This window comes from Agromyces sp. H66 (assembly GCF_004959775.1).
Lineage (GTDB): Bacteria > Actinomycetota > Actinomycetes > Actinomycetales > Microbacteriaceae > Agromyces.
This window is the reverse complement of sequence record NZ_SJZG01000001.1, coordinates 216,163-228,186: the sequence shown is the minus strand read 5'-3', so window position 1 is coordinate 228,186 and position 12,024 is coordinate 216,163. Positions and strand designations below refer to the sequence as shown.

Annotated in this window: 14 protein-coding genes; 3 read left to right on the top strand and 11 right to left on the bottom strand. The window is 71.9% G+C overall.

Annotated features, from left to right (window positions below):
* Window positions 1-588 precede the first annotated feature (588 nt).
* The 6 genes from EZM51_RS01120 to EZM51_RS01095 all read right to left on the bottom strand — a co-directional run bounded on the left by EZM51_RS01120 (window position 589) and on the right by EZM51_RS01095 (window position 5,606).
* Window positions 589-1,929 carry a serine hydrolase gene (locus EZM51_RS01120; RefSeq protein WP_248305397.1) on the bottom strand — a complete coding sequence of 447 codons (1,341 nt, stop codon included), beginning with the start codon at window positions 1,927-1,929 and terminating at the stop codon, window positions 589-591.
* A 60-nt stretch (window positions 1,930-1,989) separates the two neighbouring features.
* Window positions 1,990-2,943, bottom strand: coding sequence for an oxygenase MpaB family protein (locus tag EZM51_RS01115; protein WP_136706243.1), 954 nt, complete (start codon window positions 2,941-2,943; stop codon window positions 1,990-1,992).
* Window positions 2,944-3,075: 132 nt separating this feature from the next.
* Window positions 3,076-3,645 carry a dihydrofolate reductase family protein gene (locus tag EZM51_RS01110; RefSeq protein WP_136706241.1) on the bottom strand — a complete coding sequence of 190 codons (570 nt, stop codon included), beginning with the start codon at window positions 3,643-3,645 and terminating at the stop codon, window positions 3,076-3,078.
* Window positions 3,646-3,795: 150 nt separating this feature from the next.
* Window positions 3,796-4,230 (bottom strand): hypothetical protein, encoded by a 435-nt coding sequence (locus EZM51_RS01105; RefSeq protein ID WP_136706239.1) that lies wholly within the window; start codon window positions 4,228-4,230, stop codon window positions 3,796-3,798.
* Between the two features lie 26 nt (window positions 4,231-4,256).
* Complete coding sequence (locus tag EZM51_RS01100; RefSeq protein ID WP_136706238.1) at window positions 4,257-4,889, bottom strand: GyrI-like domain-containing protein; 633 nt, start codon at window positions 4,887-4,889, stop codon at window positions 4,257-4,259.
* Between the two features lie 93 nt (window positions 4,890-4,982).
* Complete coding sequence (locus EZM51_RS01095) at window positions 4,983-5,606, bottom strand: glyoxalase (RefSeq protein ID WP_136706236.1); 624 nt, start codon at window positions 5,604-5,606, stop codon at window positions 4,983-4,985.
* A gap of 93 nt (window positions 5,607-5,699) precedes the next feature.
* Here EZM51_RS01095 and EZM51_RS01090 point away from each other — a divergent pair, with 93 nt between their 5' ends.
* Both EZM51_RS01090 and EZM51_RS01085 read left to right on the top strand, forming a co-directional pair.
* Window positions 5,700-6,311 (top strand): TetR family transcriptional regulator, encoded by a 612-nt coding sequence (locus EZM51_RS01090; RefSeq protein WP_136706234.1) that lies wholly within the window; start codon window positions 5,700-5,702, stop codon window positions 6,309-6,311.
* Window positions 6,308-7,573, top strand: coding sequence for a glycosyltransferase (locus EZM51_RS01085; RefSeq protein WP_136706232.1), 1,266 nt, complete (start codon window positions 6,308-6,310; stop codon window positions 7,571-7,573). The genes EZM51_RS01090 and EZM51_RS01085 overlap by 4 nt, the downstream gene beginning before the upstream one ends.
* A 61-nt stretch (window positions 7,574-7,634) precedes the next feature.
* Here EZM51_RS01085 and EZM51_RS01080 read toward each other — a convergent pair whose 3' ends face one another.
* Window positions 7,635-8,414, bottom strand: a complete 780-nt coding sequence (locus tag EZM51_RS01080; RefSeq protein WP_136706230.1) for an MBL fold metallo-hydrolase — start codon at window positions 8,412-8,414, stop codon at window positions 7,635-7,637.
* Between the two features lie 22 nt (window positions 8,415-8,436).
* Window positions 8,437-8,814 (bottom strand): PIN domain-containing protein, encoded by a 378-nt coding sequence (locus tag EZM51_RS01075; protein ID WP_282568125.1) that lies wholly within the window; start codon window positions 8,812-8,814, stop codon window positions 8,437-8,439.
* A gap of 89 nt (window positions 8,815-8,903) precedes the next feature.
* On the opposite strand from EZM51_RS01075, the gene EZM51_RS01070 reads away from it, so the two are divergent.
* Complete coding sequence (locus EZM51_RS01070) at window positions 8,904-9,296, top strand: nuclear transport factor 2 family protein (protein ID WP_136706226.1); 393 nt, start codon at window positions 8,904-8,906, stop codon at window positions 9,294-9,296.
* Between the two features lie 49 nt (window positions 9,297-9,345).
* Here EZM51_RS01070 and EZM51_RS01065 read toward each other — a convergent pair whose 3' ends face one another.
* Genes EZM51_RS01065 through EZM51_RS01055 form a run of 3 tightly spaced genes read right to left on the bottom strand, consistent with a single transcriptional unit; the run spans window position 9,346 to window position 11,950 of the window.
* Complete coding sequence (locus EZM51_RS01065; protein WP_136706224.1) at window positions 9,346-10,206, bottom strand: NAD(P)H-binding protein; 861 nt, start codon at window positions 10,204-10,206, stop codon at window positions 9,346-9,348.
* On the bottom strand, window positions 10,203-10,937 hold the full coding sequence (locus EZM51_RS01060; protein ID WP_136706790.1) for an alpha/beta hydrolase: 735 nt from the start codon (window positions 10,935-10,937) through the stop codon (window positions 10,203-10,205). The genes EZM51_RS01065 and EZM51_RS01060 overlap by 4 nt, the downstream gene beginning before the upstream one ends.
* Before the next feature lie 20 nt (window positions 10,938-10,957).
* Complete coding sequence (locus tag EZM51_RS01055) at window positions 10,958-11,950, bottom strand: alpha/beta hydrolase (RefSeq protein WP_136706223.1); 993 nt, start codon at window positions 11,948-11,950, stop codon at window positions 10,958-10,960.
* Window positions 11,951-12,024 lie beyond the last annotated feature (74 nt).

Below are 12,024 nucleotides of genomic sequence, written 5' to 3'. Positions count from 1 at the left end.
GGCACCTCGGCACCTCGGCACCTCGGCACCTCGGCACTTCGCCACTTCGCCACTTCGCCACTTCGGCACTTCGGCACTTCGGCACTTCGGCACTTCGCCACTTCGCCACTTCGGCACTTCGGCACTTCGCCACTTCGGCACTTCGCAACTTCAGCACTTCGGCGCCACGGCACCGCGGCACCTCGGCACCTCGGCACTTCGCCACTTCGCCACTTCGCCACTACGGCACTGCGGCACTTCGGCACTTCGGCACTTCGGCACTCCGGCACTTCGCCACTTCGCCACTTCGGCACTTCGGCACTTCGCCACTTCGGCACTTCGCAACTTCAGCACTTCGGCGCCACGGCACCACGGCACCACGGCACCTCGGCACCTCGGCACCTCGGCACCTCGGCACCTCGGCACCTCGGCACCTCGGCACCTCGGCACCTCGGCACCTCGGCACCTCGGCACTTCGCAACTTCATCACTGCGGCACCACGGCACCGAGATCCCGGGAGGGAACATCGCTGCGCCGCCACTCAGAGCGGTGGAGGCGGCGACTCCAGTGCGCGGTCGAGCACGCCTAGCCGAACGGGACGCCAACGCATCAGTCGAGCGCGGCGATGACCTCGTCGACGAGCTGCACGATCGACGGGTCTGCATCGACCTCGGGCGTGAACCCCATGCGGACGACCACGAGGCCTTCCGACGGCACGATCAGCACCTTCTGGCCGTCGTGGCCGGCCGCGTAGAACGTGTCCTCGGGCAGCTCGGGCCAGCGCAGCTCGCCGTCGGGCAGCGGATTGACGCGCCAGGCCATTCCGGCGCCGGGGTCGTCGGTCTCGTCGACGTCGCGCACCGTCAGGCTCTGCGCCATCCAGTCCTCGGGCAACAGCTGTTCGCCGTTCCACTCCCCGTTCTGCAGGGCGAACTGCCCGATCGCGGCCCAGTCGCGCGGGGTCGCCCAGAGGTACGACGAGCAGACCGGCGTGCCCGCGGCATCCGGTTCGAAGTTCGCCGAGCTGAGGCCGAGCGGCGCGAGCAACGCCTGCCGGGGCAGGTCCGCACCCAGGCCCGACCGCTCGGCGAGCACCGAGCAGAGCACGTTGGTGCTGCCGCTCGAGTACTGCTGCACGGTACCGGGCTCGTGTACGAGCGGCAGACTCGCGACGTACCCGCCCATGTCGGGCTCGAGGTACAGCATGCGCGTGATCGGCGTGCCGAGATCGTAGGTCTCGTCCCACTCGAGACCGCTCGTCATGCGCAGCAGGTCCTCGACGGTGATGTCGGCACGGTCGTCGGTCCACTCCGGCCGGAGGTGGTCGTCGTCCAGCGCGACGACACCCTGCTCCACGAGCACGCCGGTCAGGAGGGCGGCGACGCTCTTCGACATCGACCAGCCGAGCTGGCGGGTGTCGGCGTCGAACCCCTCGGCGTAGCGCTCGGCGACGAGTTCGCCGTCCTTCACGACCACCACGGCACGCGTGCCGAGCGCCGCGGCATCCGCGTCGGAGAGATCGTCGCCGAAGGCACGCCCGATCGCCGCCTCGACGTCGGGCGCCGCCGTCGGCGCCGGGGCATTCGCGAAGGGATTGGCGCCGTTCTCGATCGGCGTGGCCTCCCCGAAGTCGGGGCGATCCGTCGCGAGCGTGCAGCCGTAGCCCTCGGTGTACCACGCCCGCTGCCGCGCGAGCGCGCCGAGCAGGGAACCGACACTGGGATCGCCCTGTCCGGCGACCTCCAGGTACGGCACGAGCGGATTCGGCGGCAGGTCGGATTCCGGGTCGTCGCGGCCGGCGACTTCGGTGACGGCGCACGCATTGTGCGCCGCGTACCCCGTGGCGGTGAGGATGATCGGCTGCTGCCACAGGTAGGCACCGGTGAACGCGGCGATGACCAGCAACACGAGGACGGCGACGATGACGACCACACGACGGAGTATGCGCACCAGCGGATCGTATCGGATGTCACGAGGTGTCATCGACCGTCGGACGCGCACGTGCAGCCGTCAGCGCCCCGACGTCGTCGCGGCGGCCTCGAGCCGCTCGATGCGCATGCGGGCATGACGCTCGCTCGGCGACATCCGACCGAGCACCCGCTCCCCCACGGCGAGCACGATCCGCGTGAGCGTGACCGCCGGCCACCACGGGCGACGCAACCCGAGCAGGCGCCGGTACTCGGGCGCGAGCGAGGCCACCGCGCCGCCGAACAGGATCGGGTAGAGCCACCCGGTGAGCCCTGGCAGCCCGGGACGGCGGATGAATCGCACCGCCGCACGGACTCGATCGTCGACCTTCGCGTCGCGCACGAACTCCGCCAGCTCGGCATGCAGGGCGGCCACGCTGGTCGGCGGATCCACGACTCCCATGAGCCGCCCGGCCTGCGCCCACTCGCGCACGTAGGCGTCGGGTCCGCCGGGGATCGGACGCCCCCACCGTTCGTGGGCACCGAGGAAGGCCTCGGTGAACGCATCGTGCACCCAGCGCAGCAACTCCTGGTCGCCGGCCGAGTAGGCACGCGTCGCGCCCGCGGCATCCGTGTACGTGCCCCGCACCCGTTCGTGCAGGCGACTCACGAACGCGGATGCCTCGGTCGCCTGACGACGATCTCCGAACGTGGTCGTCGCGACCCAGCGGATGGTGCCGTCGAGGCGCCCGAGCGGGTCGTCGCGGTAGCGCGAATGATCGTGCACACCCGCCATCGCGCCCGGATGCAGCGTCTGCAGGAGCAGCGCACGGATGCCCGCGACGAGCGTCGGCAGGGCGCCGTTCACCGCCCATACGGCGCTGCCCGGGCCGAAGAACCCGGCGTCGTCGCCCTCGGCGAGCTTTCGCGTCCAGACGGGCAGCTCCTCGTCGGGCTGCGTCGAGCGGCCGCGCACGCGGAAGCGCGGAGTCGCCCGCGGTGTCGCGCGCGCGGTCGCGCGTGCACTCGGGGTCGCACTCGGGGTCGACGGGACCATGACTCCGACGGTACCCGCGGGTCACTCCGCGCGGCTGGGGATGGGCTGACAGCTCGGAAGCGGGGTGGGCGAGGCAGGCCGGCGCAGGTCACGGCCGGCGCGGACACGGCCGGCGTGCCAGGACGAATCACGTCACGTCGTGACTGGCGTGGGCCGGTATCCCAGGGCGACCGCCCCCGACCGGAACTCATGGCGGTCCACGAGATCGAGCTGGATGCGCTCGCGCAGACCGGCGAGCAGCGTCGGCCCGTGTCCGGCAAGGACCGGCTGCACAAGGAACTCGTACTCGTCGATCAGTCCCAGATCTGCCAGCGCCAGGGGGAGCGTCACGCCACCCACCCACAGGCCCTCGCCCGACTCCTCCTTGAGTCGCTGAACCGCCGGCCCCACGTCGCCTCGCACCAGCTCGGCATTCCAATCGACGCCGCTCAGCGTGCTCGACACGACGTACTTCTTCGCCCGGTCGATGGTCTCGGCGAACGGGACCTGCCACTCATCCATCCAGTCGGGCCACGTGCCCGTGGCCGGCTTCCGCCACGCCGACTCCATCATCTCGTAGGTCACCCGGCCGAAGAGCAGGGCATCGGCTCGCTCCAACTCAGCGGTCCAATAGCGCATCGACTCCTCGTCCGGCGGGAGCCCAGCCTCGTGATGGCAGCAGCCGTCGAGCGTGACATTGATCGAGTATCGAAGTGGTCTCATCTCGTTGCCCCCTTGATGCGCGCCCCGCGTTCACTCGGACCTTACTCGCGCCGCGACGGCGGTGGGGCCAGTTCTCCGTAGCGGCAACAACTCCCTGACGCTGACGTCAGGCCGGCTCGGCTCCGGCGGACGCCGGACCCGGCCACGCTCCTACCGGCCGAGGAGGTCGTTGAGCCAGCCCGGACCGGTCACGAGCACCCCACCGGCGAGCCGAGCGCGCAGCCCACGGTCGGCGGTGACGACGACCACCCGCTCGCCGGAATCGAGATGCCCGTGCGCGGTCGACACGATCGTGCTGTCGCCGTCATGCGGGGCACGCACCACGGTCACGCCCTCGGGTGCGGTCGCCGCCTTCGCGGCGCCCTCCAGCACCGCCACGATCCGCACGATGCGCACGCGCTCGGCGTCGACGGATGCCTCCCGCCCGCGCAACCCGGCCAGGCCCCCCAAGAGCCGGGTCGCCGCCCCGGCGCGATTCCGCCACCAGCCGTCGGGCCGGGAGCCCACCACGTTGGCGACGTCGACCACGACGCACGCGGGCACGACCCCGGCGTCGGGTGCGGATGCCGGATCGGTGCCGCTCATGCGGCGATCCTCCCACGCGCCTCCGCTCACACCGGCCGAACCGGCTGCCGCAGGATCGTGCGGAGCTTCCCGGGCGCGGTGCGGCGGGCGTCGCTCAGGTAGATCTCGTGGTGATCGCCGCCGAAGGTGAGGCCGTGCTGCGGCATCCACTCGTGGTGGAGCCTCGCCAGCGTCGGCGCCTCGTCGTCGTACGAGCCGATGTGCAGGATCTGCGCGGACCGCCCCTCGTGCAGCTCCCGCAGCCGCACCCGATCGAGCGCAGGCCGGTCGCCCTTCGCGCGCGCGGCGGCGACGGCGTCGGCGACGATCGCCTCGTCGACCCAGTCGGGCTGGACGATGAGCATGGTCCAGCTCCAGGCATCCTTCTCGCGGGTCACGAACGTCTCGGGGTCGTCGGCCCGCCAGAGTCCCTCGAGCGGGCCGACCACGAAGTCGCGACCCAGCTCGCGCTTGCTGCGGAACTTCACGGCGTACCCGACGGCGTACAGCGCCGAGATGGCGTCGGCGTACTCGGCCGCCGTGTTGGGGTCGCCGCGCCCGTCGACCGCGAGGTACCGCATCGGCGGCACATCCACGATCGCGAAGTCCCGAGCGGATGCCCCGTACAGCTCGCGCCGGTCGCGCTTGACGTCGTACTTCTCGCTCGCTGAGGTGCCCATGCCCGTACGTTACGACAGGGAGCGGTCAGCCGCTGGCCGCATCGCCCCAGCCCGAGTCACGGACGCCTCGAACGGCCGCAGGGATGCCGCAGGTCATCCCCACACGAAACCGTCGGGGTCGGTGAACGACCCGCCGTCGCCGTTCACCTGGATCCGGTGCGACCCGCTGCCCTCGGGCGCGACGCCGGCGTCCTTGGCGAGGGCACGGCGCTTGTAGAGGCCCAGGCCGATCGGGCTCGAGGGCATGGCGAAGTCGACGTAGCTGCCGAAGCTCTTGCCGACGGAGAGCCCGCGGTCGACGTAGAAGCGCTTGCTCGCGCCGACGTCCTCGGCGCCGAGGAGGAGCACGATCGAGTCGATCTCCCGCGTGGGCGGGGCGGTGTCCTTCTTCGCCGAGGTCGCGATCTTCCAGATCGCCCCGTCGGGTGCCTGCACGCTGCAGCCGGTGCCCCACATGGACTTGTCGACCGGCTTCAGCACCGTCGCGCCGGCGGCGACCGCGGAGTCGAACAGCGACTGGACGGTGGACGGCTGCGACACGATGAGCGAGAGCGTGAACCCGCGGAAGCCGCTGGTCGCGGCATCCGCTGCCCTGAATCGCAGCTGGGACGTGATCCCGAAGGCGTCGACGTAGAAGCGGCGGGCCGCCTCGACGTCGGCCACCTCGAGCGTGATGAAGTCGATGGAGCTGAGGGTGATGGTGTCGGTGGTGTTCATGCCTCCGACGCTATGCACGCGTGCCGGCGCGCACTTCTCGATTCCTGACCGATCGGTTGCACAGAACCTGTACGATCTGCCAGAATACTGTACATGCGTACAGTCCCGATCTCAGCCGGCGACCTCACCGCGCGCGCACGCATCGTCGCGAGCGCGCTCGAGCGATTCGCCGCGCACGGCTACGAGGCCGCCACGATGCGCGACATCGCGGCCCACGCGGGCGTGAGCACCGCGCTCGTCACCCACCACTTCGGCACGAAGCAGGCGCTGCGCGAGGAGTGCGACGCCCGCGTCGTGCGATTCATCGCCGAGAAGCAGGATGCCCCGGGCACGCCGTCCGACGTGCTCGGCGAGGTGCTCGGCACCTTCGGCCCCTACCTCGCACGCATGCTCGGCGACGGCGGCGCGGCATCCGACGCCCTGTTCGAACGGCTCCTCGAGGTGGCGCGCGCCACGATCGCCGACGGATCGGCGTCCGGGTGGCTCCGGCCCGCTCGCGACCCCGAGGCGCAGGCCGCCGCGCTCGTGATGCTCGGCGTCGCGCCGTTCCTCATGCTCGGGCCGCTCACGACGTGGGCCGGCGGCGACTCCGAGGCGGCGCTGCAGCGCATCGCCGCGCCGCTCGCCGAGCTCTACACGCACGGACTCGCCACCGACGACCGGCTCCTCGCCGCCGCCGGGCTCGCCACCGAGGAGGCGCGATGAGAATCCTGATCGCCACCGCCGGCTCACGCGGCGACGTCGAACCGTTCGCGGCGCTGGCACGTCGGGCCGCGGCATCCGGTCATGACGTACGCCTGGCCGCACCCGACCGATCGGGCGTCGACCTGACCGGCATCGACGTGCGCAGCCTCGGCGTCGACTTCTCGGCGCTGATCGAATCGCAGGGAGTGTCGCCGCTCGCGGCGATGCGCAACCTGCGCGATGCGGTGCGGCCGGTGATGCGCGGCGTGATCGTGGGCGCGGCGCACGCGGCGCTCGAGTTCCGGCCCGACGTGATCGTGTGGCACCCCAAGGTGCTGTCGGTGCCGCTGATCGCCGACGCGCTCGGCATTCCGCACGTGCTCGCCGAGATGGTGCCGGCCACGACGCCGACGCGCGAATTCCCCGCGGCCGGCACGGTGACGCGCAGCCTGGGCCCGCTGAACCCGCTCACGTATCGCGCGGCGTCGGCCGCGGGGGCGATGTTCGGTCGCGAGGTCGGCGAGGCGGCCGAGGTGATGGGCGTGACGCGGCCGCGCCGTTCGTCGGCGCCGGCGGCCACCCTGCTGCCGATCAGCCCCGCGATCCTGTCGCGCCCGCACGACTGGCCCGAGTCGGTGGTGCTCACGGGCGCGTGGCGCGCGCCGGTGACGGATGCCTCGGGGCCGACGGATGCCTCGGGGCCGACGGATGCCTCGGCCACTCCCCCGGCTCCCGACCAGGCCGTCGACGCGTTCGTGCACGCCGGCCCGTTCGCGTACGCCGGATTCGGCTCGATGGCGGCGGGCGACCCGGCCGCGCGCGGACGCGCCCTCGTCGAGGCGGCGCGGGCTCGCGGCATCCGGCTCCTCGTCGCAACCGGACTCGGCGGCATCGCGGTGCCCGACGACCTCCGCGGCGACGACGTGCTCGTCACCCGGTCCGTCGATCACGCCGCCGTGTTGCCGCACGCCGTCGCGGCCGTGCACCACGGCGGCATCGGCACCGTGCAGGCCGCGGTGGCGGCGGGCACGGTGTCGGTGATCGTGCCGTTCATCGCCGACCAGCCGTTCTGGGGTGCACTGCTGCACCGGCAGGGGCTCGGGCCGGCCGCGATCCCGCAGCGGCGCCTCACCGCGGCGCGCGTGGCTGCGGCGTTCGAGGAGGCGCCCGCCTACGAGGCCGCCGTGACGTCCGCAGCACAGCGGATGTCGCACGACGACGGTACGGGCGCGGCGTTGCAGGTGCTCGAGCGACTCGGCGCGTCGCAGCCCAGCCCGCGCTGATCGGGGAGTGCGGCCCACGCGCCAGGCCACGCCCGCCTGACCGGCTGCCCCTCGGCGGAGGTCACCAGGGCGCGCCGGTCTCCGATGCCACGTCGACGGCCGCATCCGCCGGACCGATCCACGCCTCGCCGTGACCGGGGAGCACCACCCGTGCCGGGGTGTTCCGCAGGCGCACGAGCGAGTCCCGCGCCCTGGCCAGGTCGTGGTGGAACATCGACGGCAGGAGGTGCGGCCCGGCCAGCGGCGAGGTGCGGTGCCGGGTCACGAACGCGTCACCGACGACGAGCACCCCCTCCTCCTCGAACGAGAACGCGGTATGCCCCGTCGTGTGTCCACCGACGTGGATGGCCCGCGGCATCCCCGGCACATCGACCCGGCCGCCGCGCTCGGGCAGCGGCGCCACGGTCGCAACGGCCGGATGCGGGCGACCCTCGAGCAACGGCAGGATCGCCGTGACCCACGGCACTACGCCCGGGCGCCACGCGTTGCGCAGCACATCGACGGGGCCGGCCTGCTGCACGAGGGTGCGCTGCACGTTCGGCACCTCGGTCGCGTGGGCGTGCACGGGCGTGCCGAATCGCTCGGCGAGCCAGACCGCGCCGCCGAGGTGGTCGGCGTGCCCGTGGGTGACGAGCACCGCCGACACGTCGTCGGGGCGGCATCCGATCGCGTCGAGCGAGGCGGCGAGCAGGTCGCGTTGACCGGCGTACCCGGAGTCGATCAGGGTGACGCCGTCGGGCCCCGAGTACACGACCCAGTTCACGTGCTCGGTGTGCACGAAGTGCAGGCGATCGCTGACGCGATCGACGCGGAACGCACGCTTCGGGTCGGTGCCGCCCATGGTGTCGAGGCTAGCGCGGGGGTCAGGTCGGCGGTTCGCTCCAGTCCTCGATGAGCAGGCCGGGCACGCGCTCGAATGCCCGCACGTTGTTCGTGACGACGGTCATCCCGGCCGCGCGGGCGTGCCCGGCGATGAGCACGTCGTAGGCGCCGATCGGCCGGCCCGCCGCCGCGAGCATCGCACGGATCTCGCCGGCGTGTTCGGCCCCGGCGGCCGTCAGCGGTTGCACGTCGACGAGGGCCAGGAACTCCTCGGTCGCCCGGCGATTGCGTGCGGGGGCACTGGAGGGGTCGATGCCGTAGTGCAGTTCGGCGATGGTGATCGCCGAGACCGCCATGCGGCCGAAGTGGTCGTTGAGACGGTCTCGCAGGAGCGACGTGCGGTTGCGGAGGGCGAAGATGACGATGTTTTGCGGGCGGCATCGATGGGGATGCCACGGATCCGCGCGTTCCGCTCGCGCTGCCGCGCCGGTGCGGGCATGCTGAACCCATGACTGAGCGTGAGGATTTCCTGGCCTGGGTGGACGCCGCGCTCGTGCCGGCCGAACGAGCCCAATTCGACGGCGACGACCGCCCGAGACGGGCGATCTGGACGCGCGAGGAGCCCGTGAGCGTGCTCGGCGCGTGGCGCAACGCCACGAGCCGCGACGACCTGGTCGAGGCCTTCGAGGTGCTCGCCTCGAGCTTCTCGCACTGCACCGATTACTCGCTCGAGCTGATCTCGTTCGACGTGCGGGGCGACATGGCCTACACCGTGGGCTACGAGCGCATCTCGGCGTCGATGGACGGTACGCCGCGCACCTTCACGCTGCGCGCCACGCAGGTCTATCGTCGCGAGCGCGGCGAGTGGCGGGTCGTGCACCGCCACGCCGACTCCATCTGACGGCGCGGCGGTACCGCGCGTCGCGGATTCGGAGTCGGTCAACCCCGGGTCATCGTCTCGAGAGCGAGTCCGCGTCCGGTGACTCGCGCAGCACACCGGCCTCGCGCCGCACCCAGGCTTCGAACGGCGTCGCCTGCCTGCCCAGCACGCGCTGCACGCCGTCGCTGACGTAGGCGTCCTCACCGCTCCGGATGCCGCCGAGCATCGCCATTCGCCACGTGATGTACCCCTCGGGCGTGCCGGAGCCTCGGAGCCGTTCGACATGCTGCTCGGGTGACTCGTCGACGAAGACGAACCGGCGTCCGGCTGCGTCCCCGATCAGGGCCATGGCACGCTCGAAGTCGATGGCGTCGGGCCCCGAGACCTCGATCACCTCGTTCTCGAAGCCCGGATCCGTGAGCAGGCTCGCGGCGACCTCGGCGACGTCCTCGACATCGACGAACGGCTCGGCACCGCCACCGACCGGAGCATGCACTTCGCCGTCGACGGGGACGAACATCGCCTCGGTGAAGTTCTGGGCGAAGTGCGACGGCCGAAGGATGCTCCAGGGGACGGGGCCATCGCGCAGCACGCGTTCGGCGCGGTCGACCGCTCCGCCCGGCAGGAACTGCACACCTCGTGCCGACAGCAGCACCGCACGCCGAACGCCCGCCGAGGCGGCACGGTCGAGCAGGTCGCGCAGCAGTGGTGACCAGTCGGTCGCCGAGCCCGGACCGACGATGAACACCGCGTCGATCTCGGCAAGCGCCGAGTCGTAGGTGTCGGGGTCTCGCCAGTCGAATCGCACCGCACCTCCGCTCCGGCTCGCGACCCGCACGGTGTGGCCGTCGCGGCGGAGCACCCGAGCGAGGCGGGTGCCGACCTTGCCGGTGCCGCCGATCAGGAGCACGCGACGTGCGGGGCCGGTCATGCCGCGATCGCCGACACGCCCTCGACCGCGTCGAGGATGGCGGCCGTCACCTCGTCGGGTGCCGAGACGCTGAGCGCGTGCGAGACGCCGGCGAGGTCGCGTGTGCCGCGGGAGCCGGCCCGTTCGGCCATGAAGCGGTGCGCGGCGACGGGGATGTTGTGGTCCTGGTCGCCGAACACGAACCACGACGGGAGCTGCTTCCAGGCCGGGACATCCGCCGGCAGCCCCTCGGTGAGGCCCACCTCGGTGACGGGCCGCTGGGTGGCCGCCATGAGCGCGGCCGTCTCGGCGGGCACGTCGGCGACGAACCGCTGGTGGAACGCGTCCTGGCGGATCGCGACCTCGTTGCCGCCGGTGCCGACCGGGTAGGCGATCAGCGTGTCGCCGAGCGTGCTCCCGGGGAACTTGCCCGAGAGGTCGGCCGCACTCTCGCCGTGGTCGGGTGCGAAGCCGGCGACGTACACGAGCGCCGCCACCTTGGCGTTGTCGGCGGCGGCTTCGGTGATCACCATGCCGCCATAGGAGTGGCCGACGAGCACGACCGGGCCGTCGATCGCGGCGACGACGTCACGCAGGTACGCGGCGTCTCCGGCCACGCTGCGGAGCGGGTTGGCGACGGCGACAGCGGTGAGATTCCGCGCGTGCAGACGCGCGATGACGTCGTTCCAGCTCGCTGATTCTGCGAATGCGCCGTGCACGAGGACGACGGTGGGCTTGGCGGGGTCGGTCATGATGCGGGTTTCCATCCCTCTCAGTTGATCTCCGCGTCCGCGAGGATGCGGTCGCCGGAGCGGTCACCGGACACGAAGGCGGTCCGGAGCACGTGGATGGCCTGCTCCATCGCGGCCGTCGTCGCGGCGGTCGCGCGGAGCGGGTTGAGCATCAGGAAGTCGTGGATGATGCCGTTGTACCGCACGCTCGTGGTGCGCACGCCCGCTTCGGTGAGTCTGCGCGCGTAGGCCTCGCCCTCGTCGCGGAGCACGTCGTTCTCGTCGACGATCACGAACGCCTCGGGCAGCCCCGCAAGGTCCTCGAGGCTCGCCCGCAACGGCGACACCGTGATCTCGGCACGCTTCGCGGTGTCGGGCAGGTACGCGTCCCAGAACCAGGCCATCGCCTTGGCGGTCAGGAACGGGCCGTCGGCGAACTCGCGGTAGCTGGCGGTGTCCTGCGCGGCATCCGTGACCGGGTAGTAGAGCGACTGGTGCACGAACGTGACGTCACCGCGCTGCTTGGCGAGGATCGCCAGGGCCGCGGCCATGTTCCCGCCGACCGAGTCGCCGGCCACCGCGAGCCGGGTGGCGTCGAGCCCTTCGTCGGCCCCGTTCCGAGTGATCCACCGCGCGGTTGCGTAGGCCTGCTCGATCGCGACGGGATACTGCGCCTCGGGCGAGCGGTCGTACTCGACGAACACCACGGCCGCGTCGGCGCCCACGGCGAGCTCCCGCACCAACCGGTCGTGCGTGCCCGCGTTGCCGAGGATCCAGCCGCCGCCGTACACGTACAGCACGGTCGGGAGGACGCCGGATGCTCCGACCGGCGTCACGATGCGCACCCGCACGTCGCCCACCTCGGCCGGCACCGTGATCCAGCGTTCGTGGACGTCGGGCTTGACGATCGGTGCGGCCTGGATGTCGTCGAGCACCTTGCGGGCGCCCTCGGGGCCGAGCTCGTAGAGGAACGGTGGTGCGGACGTGGCATCCGCGATGCCCTGCGCCGCCGTCTCCAAGATGTGTGTTCTCATGCTGGCGAGCGTGGCACGGGCGACCCCGCGTTCGAATCCGTGAACTCCCCGGGCCCGGTCACCAGTCGACCGTC